The organism is Varunaivibrio sulfuroxidans, assembly GCF_029318635.1.
Classification (GTDB): domain Bacteria; phylum Pseudomonadota; class Alphaproteobacteria; order Rhodospirillales; family Magnetovibrionaceae; genus Varunaivibrio; species Varunaivibrio sulfuroxidans.
Genome location: NZ_CP119676.1, coordinates 536,206 through 557,869 on the forward strand (window position 1 = coordinate 536,206; position 21,664 = coordinate 557,869).

Consider the following 21,664-nt stretch of genomic DNA (forward strand, 5'->3'; position numbering starts at 1 on the left):
GTCCTTACGAAACGGTGCGTCATACAGTTTGTTATTATGCCCCTATCCACGAACATCTCCCTTGAACTTAAGGGCGCCTGTCGTACCGAAGCTTAATTCAAAGGCTTAATTATGGTGTCTCACGAAAGATTGCGATAGGTTTTTATCCTGGTTATAAAAACGCCTGTGAGTTGAATACTTATTGTGGAATATTCATGCGCGGACCATAGGCTCGATCCTCGGGCTACCGACACTTCGACTGACCCCTCAGGAGGCCATTGTGAAAAAAATTCTAATCGTCGTTGGTATCCTCGCCGTCCTCGTCGGCGGCGGTGTTGCTTACTTATACTCCTCGCTTGACGAGATCATCACCGCCACGGTGCAAAAGGTAGGCAGTCGTATGATGCTGGTGGATGTCACCCTGAAGAAAACAAAATTATCCCTAACTTCGGGGCGAGGCGAGATGGACGGCCTAAAAGTCGGCAACCCACAGGGGTACAACACCAATTACGCCGCCAGCTTGGGTAAGGTCGTTCTTGAAGTTGATGTCAATACCGTCATCAAAAATCCCACGATTATTCACGGCGTATTCGTCGAGAAACCCGAGGTGACTTACGAAATTGGGGGCAACGGATCAAATATCACGGCGATCCAAAAAAATGTCGAAGGTTCACTGTCTCGTCTCGGAATCGGCGGCACGGGAACCGGAACAACATCCGGTCAAAAGCCGCCGAAGAAATTCATCATAGAAAATCTGATTATCCGCGATGGCGTCGTGCGGGTCAGCGCCACCATGTTTCAGGGCAAAACATTGGATGTCCCTCTTCCCAAAATTCATTTGCGCGATATCGGCAGAAAAAAGGGCGGCCTGACGTCAAATGAAATCGTATTGGAGGTCGTCAACGCCATGACCAAAGCGGCGACAGAGGCGGCGATGTCAACGGATTTATCTAAACTCGGCCTTGACATGACCACGATAGATAATCTGAAGACACAGGTTAAAGGTCTTCTGGGTACCTCCGGCGGCGCCAAGGCCGTGATCGACCAAAAACTCGGCGCGGCGAAAAAAATCATCGAACAAACGACGGGGGGATCGACCCCAATCGAAAATGCGCCTCAAGAAATTCAGAAAAAATTGGGCGGCGCACAGGATCAGTTAAAGAATTTGTTCGGCAATTGATCGCAAGGCGCCACAAGACGACGAACGCGAACGTCAGGCGAGCGTGCTCGCCTGACGTTCTTTCGTTGCCGGCATAGACCGTGAAGACGCGGTGACCGTGAGGACGCGGCCCGCCTTTATCACGTTTTGATACGCGCCGCCGCTTCCCGTCCGCGTCGTGACGTCCACGCATACCACAACGTCACGCCGGCGGTCAGCACGAGTACGGGGATCGCGCCGTAGTTCACCGCGTTCCATCCCGACCAGTTCAACAAACCTCCCGATGAAAAAGACCCTGCGGCGGCGACGGCGAAAACCAAAAATTCGTTCAAGGCCTGAACCTTGGTACGTTCACTGGGATGGTACGCCTCGGTCAACAGGGTCGTGCCGCCGACATACATAAAGTTCCAGGCGACCCCCAGTAAAATCAAAGCCACGGTAAAGTTCGCCAAATCTATCCCGGCGATCGCGGCGGCGGCGCTGGCGGTGAACAGCGCCATGCCGACAAACAGCACCGGCAAAACCCCGAAACGGCGGATCAGATTACCGGTAAAAAAGGAGGGCAGAAACATAGCCAAAACATGCCACTGGATAACCGATCCCGCTTCCGCCACCGGGAAAGCGCAGGCCACCATGGCCAAAGGCGTAGCCGTCATGACAAGAACCATCACCCCATAGCTCGTACAGGCGTTGAGCACTGCGGCGGCGAAAACCGGCTGGCGCATGATTTCCCGCATCGGTCTACCCTGCCCTTCGTGGGCTTGCACCGCGATTTCTGGAATTTTCAAAAAGAACAACGGCAGCAAAGCCAGAAAACTGACGGCCATCACAGCAAGATAGGTCCCGGCAAAGGGTATGGGCGAGGCTAAATCCTTACTGAGAACGCCAATTTTAGGCCCTAAAAAGGCGGCGGCGACGCCCCCAAGCAGGACGTAGGAAACGGCGCGGCTGGTGTATGCCGCAGGGGCCGATTCCACGGCGGCGAACCGATAATATTGGGAAAACGCCTGAAAGCTTCCCTGCAGAAAGGCCGCGGCGCAGAAGAGCCAGAAATTCCCCTGGACGATCGCGAAAAAGGCTAGCCCACCGCTCAACGCGCCCGAAAACGCCCCGACCATGAACCCGCCCCGCCGACCGATACGGCGCATAAGGAACGATGCGGGCACCGTAATCGACGCCGTCCCCAGGGTCAGCATAGCCACCGGCAGGGTCGCCAACAGTTTATTGTCGGCAAGCATCTGGCCGACGAGACCGCTGAACGTAATGCTGGCGATGCTGGTGATCAAATATAGGGCCTGGGCGGAGGATAGCAAAAAAACATTAATTTTATAACGCCGCATCGCGCCCTCCCCTTGCGTCGCGCGTTTCCGATAAAGACCGCAACACCGCGTGATTAGCGTTCATCGGGCACGCTCCGGGGAATAATGTTTTCACGACCACGAGCCATCCCCCGCGTGGTCAAGTAAATACCCGCCAAAATCAGAGGCAATCCCGCGAAATGATACCCCTGCAGGCGCTCGCCCAGCAGAAGGATCGCAAGAAAGGCGCTGAACAGGGGAATCAGATGAATGAACAACCCCGCCTTGTTCGCGCCAACTTCGTGCACCGCCTTGTTCCAGCTTAAAAAAGCAACGATGGATGCGAATATGGCGACGTAGGCGATCGCCGCCAAATTGGCGGGGCTCGGCGTGAAGCCGCCATAAAGATAAACCTCCCGCAGATAGAACGGAAAAACCAGAACGATGCCGATCATCATGATGGTCTGCAACATCACGAGGGAAGGCATTTCTCGGGGAAGGCGTTTCAATAACGAGGAATAGATCGACCACGATATGACCGCACCCAATATCCATAAATCTCCGGGAGTGAACGACAGGCGCGTTAAAACGGACCAATCGGCGCGAGAGATGATAATCAGGATTCCGATCGATGAAACGCCGATCCCCGCAATCTGACGACTGCTCAACCGATCTCCATTAATCAAATACGAGAATAAGGGAATGACCATCGGCATTACCGCCAGAACCAGCGATGCGTTGACTGCGGTCGTCGTGTGTAGGGCAATGTAGACGAAGCTGTGAAAAATCGCGACTCCGGTCAACGACAGCCCCAACAGTACATAAAAATGGCGTCTCACCAAGGCGCGGTGCGCGAACAAGGCGCGCCCGGAAAGGGGAAACAACAAGAGACACGCCATGACCCAACGCCAGAAGGTCAGGGACATCGGGGGCATGTCGGCATGGACCGCCCGCGCAATCACAAAATTCCCCCCCCAACAAAGGGTCGCGATAACGAGCAAAACGTACGGGGATGAAAAGGCGTGGGACTTCAAATTTTCTACTCCGGTTAAACCATCGGACAGGCCAAGACCAGGATCATGCCCCCCTCGCCTTACGCCCAAAGCGCCTGCAGTCTTATCCTATTTTCAATCCATTCTGGACCTATATTTTTTGTTAGGTCTTTAAATCCTCCCGTTCCACCCATCCATATCCCCCATTCTCCCTTGTTCCTCCCTATCATTTTACGCGTTTAATTTCCCCCTTTCGCTGTTGTGCGGTCTTTACGTTTTATGCCGGAAAATTATTGATTGCCCTTATTAAATGTTCTTGTTATGTTCTTTTTTAATTGGATATTTTAGGGTGGATGGCATGCTGATACAAAGAGATAAAATAATGAAAATTGGACTTATTATTAACGAGTTATCGGTAATAACTCTACTTTTTGCAGCAGGCTATGCTTGCCTTTTAGTGACATGAGCCAAGGTTCGTCAAAGGCGTCCCACTCGATATCCTGTGGTCGCATTACGATCCCTTCCCCTCCTGCTTGGGGAGCGGGAAGGGATATCAGACGCGTTTTCCCTTTGCGATAAAGGGTAAAAAAAACCGCACCCCGCAGGTGAGTGCCTAAATCTCGCCAAATCGACGGCATAAGATACGCCCAGAGGACAAAGGATATCCGTTGGCCATGGAAGTGACTCTTTGGTCGAACGGGCGGCTGTGTTTTTAAAAGGTCAAAAGCGTTTAAAAAAGCCATGGCGCATGGGCTCATTCCGACAGGGCGGAGAAACCAGTCCGTTGGAATATTGGACTTAGCGAAACATTCCTCCAGAAACTCAGCCTTTCTTCTCGAAAGAAGATCATAGTCTTTTGAAGGGACCAAGACATCGAACAACATCATAGTCTTGTGGAGTTTTCTTATCATGGATACGAATACGGAAAAATGGCGCGCCACGACATATGCGGCAATACGAATTTCTTTTGGCCTCGTTTGGGCAATCGACGCCGCCTTTAAATGGCAACCATCATTTATCTCTGGATTTTCATCGTACCTGACCGGCGCTCTCGCCGGGCAGCCGGTCCCTGTTCAAGTGTGGATCAAGTTTTGGATTGAAATTATTAACGTTGATCCTGTTTTATTCGCCCATATCGTGGCGATAAGCGAGACAGCGCTGGCGGCATCCTTGCTTTTTGGGATATTCACAAATGTCGCATATTTTGGCGGGACGCTACTTTGCTTCGTTATCTGGTCTACGGCAGAAGGGCTTGGCGGGCCTTACACGGCAGGTTCCACGGACATCGGCACCGCGGTAATTTACATTTTCGTTTTTGTCCTGCTCTACGTATCGCGGGCGGGACTGACCCTGGGTGTTGACGGTTTCCTTACGCCCCGGCTCGGCCGATGGGCAATCCTGGCCGCCGGAGAACGGCGCCATGAGAAACAATGATTGGCCAGGGGAGCACGATCGATCAAGGAAATCGATACATTACTCTTGAGAAATCACGCGTTTTTCGCCTTTCGCGTTTAAAGCGACGAAGACGAAATCGCCCTCAGTCACCTTGATTTCCTCGACGTGACCTTCACGAAGACGTTTGACCCAGGCTTCGACGTGCGTCTTAAGCGATGTCCTACCGACCTTCACGATGTCGACATGACATGAGAGAACATCACCGACGAGAACCGGACAATGAAACTCCATGGCGTTGATCGCCACCGTCGCCACCCTACCCCGGGCGAATTCGGCGGCGGTAATCCCACCGGCCACATCCATTTGCGACAATAACCACCCGCCGAAAATATTACCGCCCGTATTGGTGTTGGCCGGCATCGCCAGGGTTCGTATAGCCAAAACGCCATGGGGTGTTGACGGCGAAGACGGTTTGTTCGACATGTTTTCCTCTCTTGCTACGCTCCCATGGGGACGCATAAACGCCTCTCCCCTTGGGGATAAATAGCACAACATTTTGTTATAGAACCTGGATAAAACACTCTATCATCCTTAATATGGTTCGCTATGATTTTTAATCTGCGCGGCGTAGCTTGGCCCGCCTTTGGCCACCTTTGGGCGCAATGGCGGCCTCGTGGCGAGTTTATATTGCGTCGAAGTGGGACGACTGACGGGAATCGGCATGAACGATCTTTTTACACGACCGGGCATAGAACCCCTTAAGACCGATAAGGAAAAAGCGGCGGGTAGCGAATCAACGCGCCCTCAAATCTCCACTTCTACCGCTTCCCAATCCAATCGCAAGCTACCGCGAACATCGCCTTCACGAACCCTCTCCCCGCCCTCACCGTCAAGCGGAAGCGCCGGCGGCTATTCGGCGAAAGACATTCAGGTCCTGGAAGGCCTGGAGCCGGTGCGCATGCGCCCGGGAATGTATGTCGGCGGCACCGACGAACGGGCGCTCCATCACCTGGTGTCCGAAGTTCTCGACAACGCAATGGACGAGGCCGTCGCCGGCCATGCCAGCTTGATCGACCTGGAACTGGCGGCGGACCAAACCGTGACCGTTCGCGATAACGGGCGGGGCATCCCCATAGATCCCCACCCCAAGTTCAAGGACAAATCGGCCTTGGAAGTCATTTTGACGACCTTGCACTCCGGCGGAAAATTCGGCGGCGAGGCCTATGAAACGTCGGGCGGTTTGCACGGCGTCGGCATTTCCGTGGTCAACGCGCTTTCCGATCGCCTATCGGTCGAAGTGGCGCGCGATCGTCATCTCTGGGGGCAGGACTTCTCCAGAGGCGTCCCCCAAACTCCCCTTCGGGACTTGGGGAACATACACAACCGACGTGGAACTCAGGTGGTTTTTCACCCCGACGCCGAAATCTTCGGTGCGCGCGCCATCTTCCGCCCCCATCTTCTATATCGGCTAATACGATCCAAGGCCTATCTCTTCCGCGGCGTTAAAATTCGCTGGAAATGCGCCCCCGAACTTTTGGCTTCCGAAGAAAAGATCCCCGCCGAGGACACGCTTCATTTCCCAGGCGGGCTCGGCGACTATCTCGAAGAAACCCTGAAAAACCGAAAAACGTATACCCCGATCGCCTTCGCCGACGAAAGCGCCTTTTCGGATGGCGCCGGAAAAGCCGAGTGGGCCGTGGCCTGGCCGCGTGATGAAGAAGGTTATTTCAATTCCTACTGCAATACCGTTTACACCCCACTGGGGGGCGCCCACGATGCGGGGATGCGCAATGCCCTGACCAAGGGACTGCGCGCCTATGGCGAACTTATCGGGAATAAGCAGGCCGCGAAAATCACTTCGGATGATGTTGTCGGCGGCGCAGACATTCTGTTATCCGTTTTTATCCGAAACCCCCAATTTCAAGGTCAAACCAAGGAAAAATTGGCGACGGGCGAAGCCACGCGCCTTGTCGAGGGAACCGTTCGCGACCATTTCGATCATTGGTTATCGGGGGACCCGGCGGCGGCGCGAATACTGCTTGAGGCAGTGATCGCGCGGGCCGAAAGTCGGCTACGCCGTAAGGCGTTGCGCGAGACCAAACGTCAGTCGGCGACGAAAAAACTTCGCCTTCCCGGAAAGTTAGCCGACTGCGCGCAAAAAACCGCCGAAGGAACGGAAATTTTCCTGGTCGAGGGCGATTCGGCGGGCGGCTCGGCGAAACAGGCGCGCAACCGCAAAACCCAAGCGATCCTCCCCTTGCGTGGAAAAATTCTTAACGTGGCCAGCGCCACCGCCGACAAACTGAAAGCTAATCAGGAACTCTCGGATCTTACCGAGGCGCTGGGGTGCGGAACGCGATCCCATTACGATCACGATGCGCTGCGTTACGACAAAGTCATCATCATGACCGACGCCGACGTGGACGGCGCGCACATTGCCTCCCTATTGATCACATTTTTCTACAGAGAAATGCCGGAACTCATTGAAAAAGGTAACCTTTATTTGGCGCAACCCCCTCTGTACCGACTCGCACAGGGGGCCAAGGTCGGCTATGCGCGCGACGAAACCCATAAGGACGAGCTCTTGAAAAGCGATTTTTCGGGGCGAGGAAAGGTCGAGATCAGTCGCTTCAAAGGACTGGGCGAAATGCCGCCAAGCCAATTGAAGGAAACGACGATGGACCCCACCAAACGAACCTTGTTGCGTGTGATCGTCCCCAACGTCCTAAGAGAGGAAAGCGTGGACGACGCGCGCGATACGGAAAATCTCGTGGAAAGCCTGATGGGAAAAAAGGCCGAGTTACGCTACGCCTTTATCCAAGAACATGCGCGCTTCGTCGAGGATATCGACGTGTAACGGGACCGCCGTGAATTGACTCCGACGTTTCGCTCCCGCGAACCATCGGGCCGACCACTATCTATCTTTTTGTTGCAGTTTGATTTCTTCACACATTTGTGTCCAATTGCATCGGACTCAAATGTTAAACTCAAACCACTAGGCTAGGGAAACAGCGGGGCCTGCATCAGGCCTTCCGTCTCGTCAAACCCATACATCACATTCATGTTTTGCACCGCCTGCCCCGACGACCCTTTGACCAGATTGTCGATCACCGAAACGATGATCACCCGCCCCTCTTTGCGGTCCGCGAAGACGGCGATGTGAACATAGTTCGAGCCGCGCACATGCTGCGTGGCCGGAGGCGGCGCCCCCCACGGCAAGACACGCACAAAAGGCTCGCCTCGATAATGCTCCGTCAGAGCTTCATGCACGGACTGGGGCGTTTCCCCCTCGCCCAAGGTGGCATAAATGGTCGCCAGGATACCCCGGCTCATCGGCGCCAAATGAGGCGTAAAGGTCACGGTGAGCGGCGCATTCGCGACCTGGGACAAGGCCTGCTCCATCTCCGGGGCATGGCGATGATGGGCGATGGCGTAAGCACTCAATCCTTCGCCCATTTCACCGTGTAGGAGGTTTTCTTTCGCCGAACGTCCTCCCCCCGTCGCCCCCGTCTTGGCGTCGATGATCACCGAACCGTCATCAATCAAACCACGCCCGACCAGCGGCAAAAGGGGAAGAAGCGCGGATGTCGGGTAGCATCCCGGACAGGCGACCAGACGCGCAGATTTCAGCGCATCCCGAGAAAATTCGCTGAGGCCGTAAACCGCCTCCTTTTGAAGTTCCAAGGCTTGATGAGGGTGGCCGTACCATGTGGCGTACAGGTCCCCGTCACGAAGTCTAAAATCCGCAGAAAGGTCAACGATCTTCAAACGCGGATACCGGGCGAATAAGTCCGCGACAACCTGTTGCGTTGTGCCGTGAGGAAGACAGCAGAAGGCCACATCGATGGTGGTGAAATCGATATCCTCCAACGCGCACAAATCGGGCAACCCCCGCCCATCGAGGTGTGGATAAACCGCGCCATATGGCAGTCCGGCCTTGCGATCGGCGCCAAGGGCCACGATTTCAACCCGAGGATGGCGCAACAAAAGACGAACGGTCTCTTCTCCGGTGTACCCACTGGCGCCGATGATCGCGGCCTTGATGGAGGATGGTGAAAGCGGAGATGTCATCGCCTGATCCAGATTACTGTCAACATATTGAAAAACAAAAAACGCCCGCGTGGGGCGTCTCGCAAAAAGAAACACAAAGCCCCTGCCGTTAAGACACACTCTCCTTCGTTCGCAGCGCCAACGTTCGCACAGTCATGGACAGGACCTTATTCAAAAAAACGGGGCGCACCCGATACGCACAGAACCCGCCGCGTTGAACATACACGAAGAAAAAAAAGAGCACAACGCCGTACGTATCTCCGCCCTCTGAGTTGCGCCCTCTGAATTCCATCCCTGAAATATCAGGGCGAGTCCGCCGTTAATTTTTGGATGGTTTCGGCAAAAATATTCACGATGCTGCGAATGAACGGATCCGTTTTAGACAGCTTCTCCTCAAACATCTGTCGGGTAACCACGATCAGAACCGTGGGCTCGGTCGTGCGTGCGCTGGCGGCCCGAGGCGCGGTTCCGATCAGGGCCATTTCTCCAAACAAGGCGCCCTTACCCAACGTATCGCTGACCTTCCCGTTTTTAATAATTTCAACGCCGCCCTGCTGGATGATGTAAGCGTTTTTCGCCTCTTCATCCTGAGTGTAAATTTGAGCGCCCTTGGCAAGATTACGCCGTTCTAAAACTATATCGCCGTTTGACATCTAGATATTCCTACAAAACACAAGCGGAGCGCTTTTGCGCGCCATCACTTCCCGGTTTTATTCCAACGGAACTTTGGGCGGGAATTTTTCAATAACCTTCAACGACCCTACGAGAAGAGTCTCTCCTAATACTTGACCCCCATCACCTGGGCGGCAATTTTCGCCACGATCCCCAATGCCTCACGTCGCGGCGTCCCGGGTTTCAGGCGGGGATCGTATAAAACACGCAATAAGACTTTATCGCTATAACTTAAACGGGTCAGGTGATCGAGGTCGCTAAAAATCGACGGGCGTAAATTGTTGCTGTCGTTGGGCAGACCCATGCTTTGCACCAATTCCTCCAAAAGACAACTGTCGATCAAGGCGTCCGGGGCCTCGACGTTGACAAAAATAAGGGCGCGAACAATCCTCTTTTCCGGCTTGCGATAGGCCAAAAAAAGACATCGTGCGTGAAGCATCTGAGCTTGAATGAAACGACTGTCTACGTTTTTTCCCTTAACGTTCATGATTTCCGCGCGCGTTAGAAAATACAGGCTGATCGCATTTGGGGTATTGGGCTTAACTTGCTTGAAACGTACGCCGGAAACACGCGTAATTTCCCGCAGATGACGCTCCACCGCCTTGATATAAAATGGCTTAATTCGACCGCTCAGAGAAATGCCGACAGGATTATCCTGCCATTTGGCGACAACCTTCGACGCCATCTCGGGGGACAACTCACTGGCAAAAACGATCGTGTTGAAGTATGAAACGATTTGACGAAGCGATGGGGACGCCGAATCGGCGCGCGCCAAGACCCCACCGGCGACAATCGCCGCCACGACAATTCCCCCAAACGCGACTTTCCGCGCCCTGCCCACCAGCATTCTCCTTTGCGTCATCGTCCTTTGACCTATCACGCCACGGCAAATTATCACCTTGAAATTGACAAGGCACTTTGCAAGTCTCCGGCAGAGGTTGTAAGACTATGCTTCGTGTTGGCCTTTCAATACAGGAAAAAAAACGCCCAGAAACCCTTCTGGCATTGGATAGGTTTTGCGCCATGACCTCCTCGATCTTGATTTCCATTATATGTCCGGACCGCGTCGGATTGTTGGCCGATCTCACGGGACGCCTATTCGACCTTGGAGCGAATTTAGGCGACGTCACTTTCGCCGTCTTGGGCGAAGGCGCTGAATTTACCGGCGTTTGCTCTTTCTTCAATGGTATCGAACTCACGTCCCTAGAGGAGGAATTACGCGCCGTAGAAGGCCTGCAAGACGCCGAGATGACGCTGTCTCGGTTCACCTTGTCCCCCGTGCACGCCCCGAGCGGACGGATCACCCACCGCCTGGTGATCAGCGGCGGAGATCGTCCAGGATTGACGGCGCGTTTATGCGAGTTGTTTGTTCAATTCAAGGTCAATATCGTCCGCCTGAACGCCGAACACGTTCCCGATGGCGCAGATGGGCAATATGTCATTCGCATCGCGGCCAGCATTCCCACGCAATCCGTACAAAGCTGCTTGGCCGCCGTGGCCAATACGGCCGGCGAACTGGGGTTGAATTTTGAGTCCGGCGCAGCCGCGCAAGACCAGCTTTCAGGACCGACGCCCCAAGGGAAATCCTAGCCCCATCGGTACAAACGGGACCAGCCGTCGCCTACAACCGAGAGTAAATTCGAGTGAGGCCGAGAGTAAATTCGAGTGAGGCCGAGAGTAAATTCGAGTGAGGAAAGAACGCCTCCCTCCCTTGAGAAACATGCCTGAATCGCGGAAAAGGCCGGCAATATCCTCCTTCAGGTTAGCACTTATGACGCCCCGAGTCCGCCTTGCCCCCTGGGCAGGACGCGTCAGCCGAGGTTTTTGCGACGGCGCCCCCGACGGGAACTTTTTTGACCAACTCGTCCAGGCGAACCCAGAAAAAACCTTCGCCCGGATAGCCGACGATACGTCCAACTTCCTTGCCATGTTCCACAGCGACGAACGTGGGCGTATACACAACGCCTTTGATAAACGAGATATCCGAAGGCAACGGCGCCTCGGAATTCACGACGCGAAGAGGCAGGACCTTGGACTCGTCCGTCTTCGGATAGATCGGGGCGATCTGATGATCCCACAGCTCGCAGTACGAACAGCCCTTACTGTGAAAATATACGAGTTCGGCGCCATTGGCCAAACCGACACGCCCGCCCAGTACAAGCAAGGCGAGCACAAATCCCGTGCGTGCGAACTTAAAAATCATATAACACCTCAAACAGACCCGGATCCAGATAATCATGATCAAGATTCAAAGAGGCCGCTCGGGTGTAAAAAAGAACTTACCCCGCACTTCGCCTCATGATGACGGGGCGCGATACTCTCAAAAAAAAGAAAAACATATCGCCCCCATCCCATTATGGTACCCGGCCTTTTCGCAAAGGAAAAGACCGGGAAAACCACTAGACCTAGGCGGGAAATCCCCTAGAAGCGGGTCAATTTTTCTTGATGAGGTAGCGAAAAACGCCTCCATCTTCAGAGCTTTCGACCAATTCATTACCGGTTGAACGGCAAAAGGCCTCAAAATCTTTGACCGAACCCGGGTCGGTTGACAAAACCTCAAGGGTATCGCCGACCTTGAGGTCTTTAATTGATTTTTTGGTCTTCAAAATAGGCAACGGGCAGTTCATTCCTTTGGTGTCGAGTGTCGTCGTCATAATAAAATTTCTCCCATTTTTTTAGTGTTCAAAAAACCACCACCGGCAGATTCAATAACCGATGTTGATGTATTTCAGGCAAACCACCCGAAGGCAGGACGCCATGTTTTTCTGATTTGCAACCTGACAGTGATCGTAAATTCGCGTAACCAAACCGGCAACAGAAATACTTTCTTGACCCGCAAGTTCCTCAAGAACCGTCCAGAAGGCGCGTTCAAGGCGTATCGTTGTCGAGTGGCCGTGAATGCGCAAAGAGCGGCGCTCGGGCGTATACTCACGATCCTGATCGGCGACACAAAGCCCGAAAAGGTATGAAAGTGGCGATTGGGACTCCGCTTCCAATTTAGCCATCGTTCGATGTGTCCTTAACAAATATCCCGGCGGACCAATGAATACGCCCGCACGCCGATGAGGAAAGGAGACGCCCACTTTCCATTCTCAGGGACACCCCAGGATGTCGCCCCGAAGATGTCATGAAGGCAAATCCGCACCAACCTATATGGCTTGGTCGTCATTTTGCAATAAATTAGCGCGAACGTCCCCCTCTAGGCGCCACCCTTGTCCTATATTAATGACCGTGCGCCGGGCGGATTTTTTTAAGAGGGCCGGTTAAAACTCCGACGCCACGCGCGCCCGGTCGGTACAGCAGAACCAGGGCGGAACAAAAGAAAAGGCCACACAGGGGAAGCGGACGCCCCCCGCCGGGGACGCTAATCAGATGTACAAATTAACATCGGAATCCAGAGCCTTTTCCATAAAGGTCGCGGCTCCGCCAAGCTCCATCTCCGGGATCATGTCATCCTTGTTCCACTCGAATAAATCCAGTGTCATCTGACAACCGATGATTTTGACATCGCATTCAACGGCCATGTCACGCAGTTCAGGAATCGACGCAACCCCTTTTTTCTTGGTCAGGTTACGCATCATCGACGAGGCTATCGCATCGACGCCGGGAATGGCGGAAACGATGTTAGGCATCGTCATGTGCATCCCCATGATGGGCATTTCCATGGCCGGGTTCCCCAGCGTGGATATCTGTAAATGGCTGAGATCTTTTTTGAGCAATTGCAGCCCATAAAAAGTGAAGAACAAAGTCACATCGACGTCCATGCTGGCGGCGGTTGTCGCCAGGATAAACGGCGGGTAGGCCCAGTCCAAGGTCCCCTTCGTGACAATGATCGACATCTTTTTGGTGTTTTCACCGCTATTTGACATTGTTTCTTCCCTATTAAAAATATGCCAACTCATCAACATACGTCGATTTAAGAGTTTAGCGTTTTCTTATATAACCCCAATCTAACGTACCTCAAATTCCCAATGGTAGTACTCAGTGCCTACGCATCACGATTTCAGGTACCCCCATTGCATATCCAGAGCCGCGGAGAAGACATTCCGACAAGGAAAACACCCCACACGCTTCGCTAAACTACGGTGGGGCGTGCCTGCGTAAACAATCTCAACGCCTTGTTATAAAAGTTAAAATTCGGAGGGAACCCCCAATAGTAGGGAAAACCCCAATTCACGAATTATAACGGCGTGATAGGTTTAGCCGCAGCGAAGGCGTTAGTGGACTCTAATTTAGTATAATCTTTTAATACACTAAAGCATTAGCTTGAAAAATTCGTTCATGCGGCCTCGCCAATAGATCAAGACGTACAAAATTGCGTTCGCGGGACGCTTGAGCGCCAAAAAAATAGAAAAAAACATATCGATCAAACAAGGGATGGTGAAATGGAAGCGATGAGTGTAGGGACGATTGTGTCCACCTTCGGGTTGTTGGCCGGAGTTGTCTTCGGCGCCACGGCCAATAAAACAAATTTCTGCACCATGGGGGGCGTATCCGACATGGTGCTGATGGGGGACAAAGGCCGTTTCCGGTCGTGGATGCTGGCGATTGCCGTCGCGATTATTGGAACCCAGACGCTTCACGTTCTCGGGTACATTGACATTTATAAATCGATCTATCTGACCAGTAATTTCGGTTGGCTCGGCGCAATTGTCGGCGGGCTGATGTTTGGCTACGGCATGACCCTGGCCGGTGGATGCGCCGGGAAAAACCTGATTCGTGTCGGTGGTGGGAATTTAAAATCTCTGATCGTGGTCCTCGTCATGGGGGTTTTCGCTTATATGACCTTACGCGGATTGATCGGCATGGGGCGCGTCCAGATGGAGGCCGCAGCCAACGTCGATCTGACCGGCGTCGGCCTGCAAAGCCAAGGAATGGTGGATATCATAGCAAAATTGGTTGGCGTGCAGCCCGATTCCATCCGGGTTGCAATTACCGCGATTTTCGCCGGGGCATTGTTGATTTACTGCTTCAAGGATCGTAAATTCCGCGGCGAACCGCTTAATATTTCGGCGGGCGTCATCATTGGCCTCCTAACCCCGATCGGTTGGTACATCACCGGGGTCATGGGATACGATGATTTCGAACCGACACAACTGGCCTCGTTCACCTTCGTCGCGCCCTCCGGCGACAGCCTTCAGTACCTGATGACGTTTTCCGGCGCGACGATCAATTTCGGCATCGCCACCGTCGGTGGGGTCATACTGGGTTCGTTTTTGGCCGCGATCGCAAGTAAATCCTTTCACATCGAGGGGTTTTCCACAACGCCGGACATGATCGGACATTTGTTTGGCGCCGCCATGATGGGAACCGGCGGCGTGTTGGCCCTGGGTTGCACGATCGGCCAAGGAATTACGGGCATGTCCACCCTGGCCGTCGGCTCGTTGATCGCCTTATCGTCGATCATCATGGGTGCGGTCATCTCGTTAAAACGCATGGAGGAAGGGTCTTTCAGTGGTGCTTTCAGGGCAATTTTCGCCGCCGGCTGACCGACGAGCTTTCCTCGCCTATCTTCTCGGGCGCGCGCAAACGGCGCGCCTCAGTCCACGCAAACCTCGCCATGATTATGGCGAGGTTTGTCATTTTACAAGACAAAGACCGATAATAAGAATAAATCCCGGGATCGCCATTGCGCCCCCCCTCTTAATGTTCCCCTTGAGCGTCCTCCGGTTGCGCGCGTCATCGAGAAGGAGGCTTTTTGTTTTGCCGCCAGCTTCCTGGCTTCGGCTCCGTTAAGCGCGCGCCTTTGCGCCTAAAAAATCGAAACATCGACCATATCCCTAGTAAATCCCCCTGTACAAATAGGGGTTTTCCCTAATTGTCTATAGCCATTCGCAGAGATAATGTTATCTTCATCTAATAAAAGGAATTTCGCATCAATGCGATCCATAAAAAATCCTTTAAAAGGCCTGGGAGGCCGAGGCGTTAAATTGGGATGATGGGAAAAATATCTCCGAAAACTCGTGTGTGGGGCGACTGCGTTAGATAAACGCGGCGGGACCCTTTGATGGCGACGTCGCGCTTGAGTTCTAGTACACAGTTAAGGTTGTATCCTCATCCGTCTATTTTATGCATAAGCAATACCCCTGGGGTTGTCTGATCTTTTGACAATACACCAATAAAGGGTTTGCAACTCCGTACGGTCGATAAATCAGCGCACATAGATGCGTATTGTCGGCAAGCTCCCCGCAAGTGGAGGCGTTCCCTGCGGGAAACAACGACTAAGACCTTTTTTAAAAGGGAGGGACAATGAAGACCTTAAAAATTTTTGTCGCCACCATGGGATTCGCATTGATGGGATCCACGGCGTACGCCGCGCAGGTAACCGCCCCCAACGATGTTGTGATTAAGGACGATACCGTCCCACAATCGCTAACCGGCGTTGCCGGGGACCCTATCCGTGGCCGTAAAATCGTAATCAACCGAAAAAAGGGGAATTGTCTGGCGTGCCACGACATCAAGGATATTCCCGAGCAACCCTTTCACGGACAAACCGGGCCTGCACTGGAACACATTCCCGAGCATCATAGCGTCGCCGAAATGCGCATGCGTCTCGTCGATTCTAAGATGATTAACCCAGCGACCATGATGCCCAGTTTTTACAAATTGGGCCAATATCGCGTTCTCAAGGGCTTTCGAGGGAAAACCGTTTTGTCGGCGCAAGATGTGGAAGACGTCATCGCCTACATGATGACCTTAAAGTAACGGAAGTTTTTCCGAAAAATCGAAGAGGAACGAAATGAATAACCAACCACAAAAAATAATTGATACAGGACGGCGCAACGCCTTGAAGGCGGCGGGCGTAGGCGTGCTGGCGATCGCCGGGGCTTCCCTAACGGCGAATGTCGCCCAGGCCACCCCCGAGGAAGTGGCCACGGCATTGGCCAAGCTGACTGGTGGGGTTACGCCCCAGTCGGGTAAAATCACCTTAAAGCTGCCCGAAATCGCAGAGAACGGCGCCAGCGTTCCGGTGACCCTCATCGTCGATAGCCCGATGACCGCGGACAACTACGTCAAACAAATTCACTTATTGGCGGAAGGCAATCCAACCCCCGAAGTCGTCAGCTTCTACCTGACCCCGGCGGCGGGAAAAGCCGACATCTCGACGCGCATGCGCCTGGGACAAACCCAAAAGGTCGTTGCCGCCGCCGTTATGAGCGACGGCTCCGTCTACTCCACAAGCAAAGAAGTCAAAGTCACCATCGGCGGCTGCGGCGGCTGAGTGTAAAGATCGTTTTTTACAGGAGAAACCAATAATGGCTACCAAACCGCCGCGCGTTAAAGTCCCCAAAACGGCGAAAAAAGGGGAAGTTTTTGAAATCAAAACGTTGATTACCCATCCCATGGAAACCGGGAATCGCAAGGGAAAAGACGGCAAAAAAATTCCGCGCATGATCATCAATAAATTTACCTGCACCTATAACGGGAACGAGATTTTGCGCGCCGATATGAACACGTCCATCTCCGCCAACCCCTACTTCGCGTTTTATGCAAGGGCCACGGACAGCGGCACGTTCGAGTTCGCATGGACAGACGATAACGGGAAAACCGTAAAAACAAGTAAAAATATCGCTGTTTCTTAAGGGGGTATAACCAAGGGAGGTTATCAAAAATGAATATTAAACTTACCGGGGTTATCATCACACTGGGTATGGGGGCTCTGCTGGCCGGCTGCACGGGGGGGGATTCGAATCCTGATGCTTGGTCCGGCTATAAAACGGCAACGCCTGAAACACGCGCCATGCAAGACGATGATTTTTCCAACCCCGCCATGCCATGGGTTGACCTGGCTTCAGAAAACTGGACCAAAGTCGAGGGAGAGGCGGGAAAGTCCTGCGCATCGTGTCACGGCGACGTGAAAAGCATGAAAGGCGTCGGCGCCCGTTATCCCGTGTACGACAAGGAAACGAAGAAGCCGATCAATATAGAATTGCGCATCAATAAGTGCCGTACGGAAAAGATGAAGGCCAAGCCTTATAAATACGAATCCGACGAACTGCTCGGCATGACGGCGCTAATCCGCATGCAGTCGCGCGGCATGCCGGTGGTCTCGACCGCAGCCAACGAAAACGATCCTTTGCATCAGGCTTGGCTCAAAGGCAAAGAATTTTACTACAAACGCCGCGGACAGCTCGACATGGCGTGCAGCAATTGCCACGAAGACCATGCCGGTCAATATATTCGCGCCGAACTGCTTTCTCAGGGACAGTCGAATGGTTTTCCGACCTACCGTCTAAAATGGCAAAAAATCGGATCTCTAGACCGGCGTTTCCGGGGCTGCAACAAAAATATCCGCGCACAACCTTACGGCTATGGTTCGGATGAATATCTCAATCTCGAAACCTATTTGGCTTGGCGTGGTCGAGGCCTTAAGGTCGAGACACCTTCCGTTCGGAAGTAGCCAAATTTACTCAAAAAGGGGTGGCCTTGGCCTTGGCCCATGCCGCCCCTTTTTCTCAATTTATTCTTTTTTATTTTTCACCGAGACACGCATCACAACAAAATGGAATAGGCAAAGGGGGTCCCGCCCCATTTTGGCGGTTAATTTGCTTCCGCCAAACGGTTTATCCCTAACGGAGAAACGGAAAACAACATGCTCACCCGCCGAGATTTCATGCAAATAACCGCCGCGACCGCAGCCCTGCTTGGGCCCACGGGGTGTTCCTCGCTAGGGCGCGCCGCCGCCGGACAAAAAATTACCCAGGAGAAACTTCTTCAGTTCGATCCCGTCGGGCAGGTCACGTTGCTGAATTTCACCGATATCCACGCCCAATTGGTGCCCTTATATTTCCGTGAGCCATCCACCAATTTAGGCGTCGGTAAATCCGCCGGCATCCCCCCGCACCTGACGGGGAAAGATTTTCTGAACTATTTCAAACTTCGCGCCGGAACGATGGATGCCTACGCCTTCACCAGCGACGATTATGTCTCCCTGGCTCGACAATACGGACGCGTCGGCGGCTTGGCGCATATGGCGACCTTAATCAAGGCTATCCGCGCCGAACGCCCGGACAACACGGTTCTGATCGACTGCGGCGATACCTGGCAGGGTTCTTACGGATCATTAAAATCTCGCGGCGAGGATATGGTCACGGCGATGAACGCCCTGGGTGTCGATGTCATGGTCCCCCATTGGGAATTCACCTATGGTGAGGACCGCGTCAAGGAGTTGATCAAAAAACTGAAATTCCCCTTCCTAGCGGGTAACGTCAAGGATAACGAATGGCAAGAACGCGTGTTTGATTCGATCGCTTATTTCGAACGTTCCGGCGTCAAGGTCGCGGTTATCGGACAGGCCTTCCCTTATACGCCGATCGCCAACCCGCGCTACATGGTCCCCGACTGGTCGTTCGGCATTAATGAAGATATGATTGTCGAAAATATCGCCGAGGCTAAATCCAATGGAGCCGACCTAATCGTTCTCGCCTCGCATAACGGCTTTGACGTCGATCGCAAACTGGCCGGCCGCGTGGAAGGCATCGACGTCATCCTGACCGGCCACACCCACGACGCCATTCCCGCCTTGGTCAAGGTCAAAGACACCCTGCTCGTCGCCGCCGGATCGCACGGCAAGTTCTTGGCGCGACTGGATTTGGACGTTCAGGGTAAAAAAATCGTCAACCACAGCTTCAAAATGATCCCCATTCTCTCCGACGCCATCGCCCCCGACCCGGAAATCGCCGCCGTCGTCCGCGACGTACGCGCACCGTATCTAAAAGACATTTCCGAAATTCTCGGCCGTACGGACTCGCTGTTGTACCGTCGGGGCAATTTCAACGGCAGCTTCGATGATTTGATCTGCCAAGCCATTCGTCAGGAACGCGACACCCAGATTGCCCTTTCGCCGGGATTTCGTTGGGGGGCGACGCTTCTGCCCGGACAGGCCATCACCACCGACGATCTGTTTTCACAAACCGCGATCACCTATCCCAACTGCTACCGTCAGGAAATGACGGGGGCGCGTCTGAAAACGATATTGGAAGACGTCGCCGACAATCTGTTCAATGCAGATCCCTACTACCAACAAGGCGGCGATATGGTTCGCGTCGGCGGTATGGGCTACGCCATCGATATTTCGAAAACAATCGGAAACCGGATCAGCGAAATGACCCTGCTGGACACCGGAGAGCAGATCGACGCGAAGAAGACATATACCGTCGGCGGATGGGCGTCGGTCAACCCAGGCACCGAAGGGCCGCCGATCTACGATGTCGTTTCCGATTATATTCGTCGCAAAAAAGTTGTTTCGGTTCCGCAAAACAATACGATCAAAGTCACGATATAGGGCGCCTTTCCACGCGTCGGGGTAGGCATGCCGGTTGAAAAACGTAAGGTCGTTCAGCCGCCAAAGAAATTCAGGATAACTTATGGACCCGTTTAACATTAGCTACTTAGGCGCATTTACCGCTGGAATTCTGAGCTTCGTGTCCCCATGCGTCCTTCCCTTGATTCCGGCGTATCTTTGTTTCCTTGGAGGTTCCACCCTCGACGAATTAACCGCAAAGGATGGAATCAACAAGGCGGTTCAGCGTAAGGTCTTTCTTTCCGCCCTCTTTTTCGTACTTGGCTTTTCCTCCGTTTTTGTCGCCCTGGGCGCAACAGCGACGACATTGAGCGCCGTCCTCGCCGAGAACATGGGGGTTCTATCCAAGTTCGGGGGGGTGGTCATTATCATCTTTGGCTTGCACTACATGGGTATTTTCAAAATTGGTTTTCTCAATTTTGAAAAGCGGGTCCATATCCAAAACAAACCTTCGGGATTTTTCGGGTCTTATGTTTTGGGTCTGGCCTTCGCCTTCGGTTGGACACCCTGCGTTGGCCCTATTCTGGCGACGATATTAATGGTCGCGGCGGGAAGCGATTCGGTATGGTTCGGTGTTCGCTTGCTCGCGGTTTACGCCGCCGGCATCGGCATTCCTTTCTTGCTGGCGGCCTTCGCGGTCAAACCCTTCATGACGTTCATGGGACGCTTCCGTCGCCACCTGCACAAGGTGGAAATCGCCATTGGCGTTTTATTGATCCTAACCGGCATCGCCATTTTCACGGGCTCTCTAGCCGACGCTTCGCAATGGATTTTGGAAACCTTCCCCAGCCTGGGCGAACAAGGTTAACTAGGCCGGGGGACCGGCTCCGGCGTTTCGCTCCCGCGAACCATCGGGCCGACCCCTGCCTCTCTTTTTATTGCGGTTTGATTTCTTCACGCATTCGTGTCCAATGGCGTCGGACGCAAATGTTAAACTCAAACCACCGAGACCTAGGGTCAGGACCTCTTAATCTGATCCGTCTGGCGAAGACGAGTTTAAGTGTGGGTTAGGCGGAAAATCCGCCGCAATGGCCCTCATTGCAAGGGTTTTCCAGCGACATCCGCGCTTAAACCCATCCCGTCCCGCGGGGATTTGTGAAAAATGCCCCAGGAACGTCGTCGAAGACTTTTGAAAGTGAACGGCACTTCCGGCAAGTCTTCTCCTCGGCTTGTGACATTTTTCACAAACCAGACGCACCAGATGAATAGGTCCTGACCCTGAGGTGCGACCTTCCTTTTGTGCGTGCGTCACCACAAATTCACGGGCTCTCCGCGACGTTGCATTTCCTCGGCGACACCCTGAAGCCATCGTTGAAAATTAGGTTCTTTTTCATAGGCTTTTTCAGAGACATAAACGAACGAATTGAGAAAATGAAACGGCTTCCAGTAGCCGAGCAATCGCCAAACCTCGCGATCTCGTGGGGATAGCTTTCCGATTCCGTTCGGGTCGTCCTTGAAAAACATGATCGTCGGCGTGAACTGCACGCCATATTTGCGGGCCAGTTTCTTTTCCGAGAGTTTCTCCCCATCAAAATCGACGACTTCTCGGTCGCCCCACAAATTCATCTGGATCACATTGAAGTGCTTGGTAATGTAATCAACGACCTTGGGTTGGCGCAGATTCACTAAATGTGTTTCACGGCAGTAAGGACACCCCCGTTGCTCCCACATAATCGCCAACCGCTTTCCTTGGGCCGACGTTTCCGCCAAATCGCTAGAAAGTTCGAGAAAGCTGTCGAGGAACCACGGCTGCACATATAAGCCGTCTTCACCCAAAGCCGGTACGGGCAAACGTTCGTCCGACGCGACCGGCGCG

General features: G+C 53.4%; 24 protein-coding genes. 11 read left to right on the forward strand and 13 right to left on the reverse strand.

Annotation, left to right across the window (positions count from 1 at the left end; all coding sequences use genetic code 11):
- Positions 1 to 259: 259 nt before the first annotated feature.
- Positions 260 to 1,159, forward strand: a complete 900-nt coding sequence (locus tag P3M64_RS02385) for an AsmA family protein (RefSeq protein WP_132938265.1) — start codon at positions 260 to 262, stop codon at positions 1,157 to 1,159.
- 119 nt (positions 1,160 to 1,278) lie between these two features.
- On the opposite strand, the gene P3M64_RS02390 is transcribed toward P3M64_RS02385, so the two are convergent.
- The 3 genes from P3M64_RS02390 to P3M64_RS02400 all read right to left on the reverse strand — a co-directional run bounded on the left by P3M64_RS02390 (position 1,279) and on the right by P3M64_RS02400 (position 4,315).
- Positions 1,279 to 2,478 carry an MFS transporter gene (locus P3M64_RS02390; protein WP_132938264.1) on the reverse strand — a complete coding sequence of 400 codons (1,200 nt, stop codon included), beginning with the start codon at positions 2,476 to 2,478 and terminating at the stop codon, positions 1,279 to 1,281.
- Between the two features lie 53 nt (positions 2,479 to 2,531).
- Positions 2,532 to 3,398, reverse strand: coding sequence for a DMT family transporter (locus P3M64_RS02395; RefSeq protein WP_243644715.1), 867 nt, complete (start codon positions 3,396 to 3,398; stop codon positions 2,532 to 2,534).
- Positions 3,399 to 3,829: 431 nt separating this feature from the next.
- Positions 3,830 to 4,315, reverse strand: a complete 486-nt coding sequence (locus P3M64_RS02400) for a hypothetical protein (protein ID WP_132938262.1) — start codon at positions 4,313 to 4,315, stop codon at positions 3,830 to 3,832.
- Positions 4,316 to 4,337: 22 nt separating this feature from the next.
- Between P3M64_RS02400 and P3M64_RS02405 the strand changes: the two genes are divergently transcribed.
- Positions 4,338 to 4,862 (forward strand): hypothetical protein, encoded by a 525-nt coding sequence (locus P3M64_RS02405; RefSeq protein ID WP_132938261.1) that lies wholly within the window; start codon positions 4,338 to 4,340, stop codon positions 4,860 to 4,862.
- 39 nt (positions 4,863 to 4,901) lie between these two features.
- Here P3M64_RS02405 and P3M64_RS02410 read toward each other — a convergent pair whose 3' ends face one another.
- Positions 4,902 to 5,306 (reverse strand): acyl-CoA thioesterase, encoded by a 405-nt coding sequence (locus P3M64_RS02410; RefSeq protein WP_132938260.1) that lies wholly within the window; start codon positions 5,304 to 5,306, stop codon positions 4,902 to 4,904.
- Positions 5,307 to 5,496: 190 nt separating this feature from the next.
- On the opposite strand from P3M64_RS02410, the gene parE reads away from it, so the two are divergent.
- Entirely contained in the window at positions 5,497 to 7,680 is a 2,184-nt protein-coding gene (parE, locus tag P3M64_RS02415; protein WP_243644714.1) for a DNA topoisomerase IV subunit B, read from the forward strand.
- A gap of 143 nt (positions 7,681 to 7,823) precedes the next feature.
- On the opposite strand, the gene argC is transcribed toward parE, so the two are convergent.
- The 3 genes from argC to P3M64_RS02430 form a co-directional block, all read right to left on the reverse strand.
- Positions 7,824 to 8,894, reverse strand: coding sequence for an N-acetyl-gamma-glutamyl-phosphate reductase (gene argC / locus P3M64_RS02420; RefSeq protein ID WP_132938259.1), 1,071 nt, complete (start codon positions 8,892 to 8,894; stop codon positions 7,824 to 7,826).
- A 281-nt stretch (positions 8,895 to 9,175) separates the two neighbouring features.
- A complete protein-coding gene (locus P3M64_RS02425) occupies positions 9,176 to 9,526 on the reverse strand; it encodes a cyclic nucleotide-binding domain-containing protein (protein ID WP_132938258.1) in 351 nt (116 codons plus the stop codon).
- Positions 9,527 to 9,651: 125 nt separating this feature from the next.
- Positions 9,652 to 10,407 carry a DUF2927 domain-containing protein gene (locus P3M64_RS02430; RefSeq protein ID WP_132938257.1) on the reverse strand — a complete coding sequence of 252 codons (756 nt, stop codon included), beginning with the start codon at positions 10,405 to 10,407 and terminating at the stop codon, positions 9,652 to 9,654.
- Between the two features lie 161 nt (positions 10,408 to 10,568).
- Between P3M64_RS02430 and P3M64_RS02435 the strand changes: the two genes are divergently transcribed.
- Positions 10,569 to 11,135, forward strand: coding sequence for a glycine cleavage system protein R (locus P3M64_RS02435; protein ID WP_132938256.1), 567 nt, complete (start codon positions 10,569 to 10,571; stop codon positions 11,133 to 11,135).
- A 172-nt stretch (positions 11,136 to 11,307) separates the two neighbouring features.
- On the opposite strand, the gene P3M64_RS02440 is transcribed toward P3M64_RS02435, so the two are convergent.
- From P3M64_RS02440 to dsrE2, 4 genes are all read right to left on the reverse strand, one after another.
- Positions 11,308 to 11,748: a thioredoxin domain-containing protein gene (locus P3M64_RS02440; protein WP_207893104.1), complete on the reverse strand. Its 441-nt coding sequence runs from the start codon at positions 11,746 to 11,748 to the stop codon at positions 11,308 to 11,310.
- A 229-nt stretch (positions 11,749 to 11,977) separates the two neighbouring features.
- Positions 11,978 to 12,199 (reverse strand): sulfurtransferase TusA family protein, encoded by a 222-nt coding sequence (locus tag P3M64_RS02445; protein ID WP_132938255.1) that lies wholly within the window; start codon positions 12,197 to 12,199, stop codon positions 11,978 to 11,980.
- A gap of 51 nt (positions 12,200 to 12,250) precedes the next feature.
- Positions 12,251 to 12,550: a ribbon-helix-helix domain-containing protein gene (locus tag P3M64_RS02450; protein ID WP_132938254.1), complete on the reverse strand. Its 300-nt coding sequence runs from the start codon at positions 12,548 to 12,550 to the stop codon at positions 12,251 to 12,253.
- Between the two features lie 363 nt (positions 12,551 to 12,913).
- Positions 12,914 to 13,414: a sulfur carrier protein DsrE2 gene (dsrE2, locus tag P3M64_RS02455; RefSeq protein WP_132938253.1), complete on the reverse strand. Its 501-nt coding sequence runs from the start codon at positions 13,412 to 13,414 to the stop codon at positions 12,914 to 12,916.
- A gap of 525 nt (positions 13,415 to 13,939) precedes the next feature.
- Here dsrE2 and P3M64_RS02460 point away from each other — a divergent pair.
- Positions 13,940 to 15,034, forward strand: a complete 1,095-nt coding sequence (locus P3M64_RS02460; RefSeq protein ID WP_276157055.1) for a YeeE/YedE family protein — start codon at positions 13,940 to 13,942, stop codon at positions 15,032 to 15,034.
- 263 nt (positions 15,035 to 15,297) lie between these two features.
- Here P3M64_RS02460 and P3M64_RS02465 read toward each other — a convergent pair whose 3' ends face one another.
- Positions 15,298 to 15,435: a hypothetical protein gene (locus tag P3M64_RS02465; protein WP_165886236.1), complete on the reverse strand. Its 138-nt coding sequence runs from the start codon at positions 15,433 to 15,435 to the stop codon at positions 15,298 to 15,300.
- Positions 15,436 to 15,794: 359 nt separating this feature from the next.
- Here P3M64_RS02465 and soxX point away from each other — a divergent pair, with 359 nt between their 5' ends.
- The 6 genes from soxX to P3M64_RS02495 all read left to right on the forward strand — a co-directional run bounded on the left by soxX (position 15,795) and on the right by P3M64_RS02495 (position 20,656).
- Positions 15,795 to 16,250: a sulfur oxidation c-type cytochrome SoxX gene (gene soxX, locus P3M64_RS02470; RefSeq protein WP_132938251.1), complete on the forward strand. Its 456-nt coding sequence runs from the start codon at positions 15,795 to 15,797 to the stop codon at positions 16,248 to 16,250.
- A gap of 34 nt (positions 16,251 to 16,284) precedes the next feature.
- Entirely contained in the window at positions 16,285 to 16,767 is a 483-nt protein-coding gene (gene soxY / locus P3M64_RS02475) for a thiosulfate oxidation carrier protein SoxY (RefSeq protein WP_132938250.1), read from the forward strand.
- A 34-nt stretch (positions 16,768 to 16,801) separates the two neighbouring features.
- A complete protein-coding gene (gene soxZ, locus P3M64_RS02480) occupies positions 16,802 to 17,128 on the forward strand; it encodes a thiosulfate oxidation carrier complex protein SoxZ (RefSeq protein WP_132938249.1) in 327 nt (108 codons plus the stop codon).
- A 29-nt stretch (positions 17,129 to 17,157) separates the two neighbouring features.
- Positions 17,158 to 17,946, forward strand: coding sequence for a sulfur oxidation c-type cytochrome SoxA (gene soxA / locus P3M64_RS02485; protein WP_132938248.1), 789 nt, complete (start codon positions 17,158 to 17,160; stop codon positions 17,944 to 17,946).
- A 192-nt stretch (positions 17,947 to 18,138) separates the two neighbouring features.
- Positions 18,139 to 19,830 carry a thiosulfohydrolase SoxB gene (soxB, locus tag P3M64_RS02490; RefSeq protein ID WP_132938247.1) on the forward strand — a complete coding sequence of 564 codons (1,692 nt, stop codon included), beginning with the start codon at positions 18,139 to 18,141 and terminating at the stop codon, positions 19,828 to 19,830.
- Between the two features lie 82 nt (positions 19,831 to 19,912).
- Positions 19,913 to 20,656, forward strand: coding sequence for a cytochrome c biogenesis CcdA family protein (locus P3M64_RS02495; protein WP_132938246.1), 744 nt, complete (start codon positions 19,913 to 19,915; stop codon positions 20,654 to 20,656).
- Between the two features lie 440 nt (positions 20,657 to 21,096).
- Here P3M64_RS02495 and P3M64_RS02500 read toward each other — a convergent pair whose 3' ends face one another.
- The gene (locus P3M64_RS02500) at positions 21,097 to 21,624 is read right to left on the reverse strand and encodes a thioredoxin family protein (protein ID WP_276157056.1); all 528 of its coding nucleotides are present in this window, start codon (positions 21,622 to 21,624) and stop codon (positions 21,097 to 21,099) included.
- Positions 21,625 to 21,664: the final 40 nt, after the last annotated feature.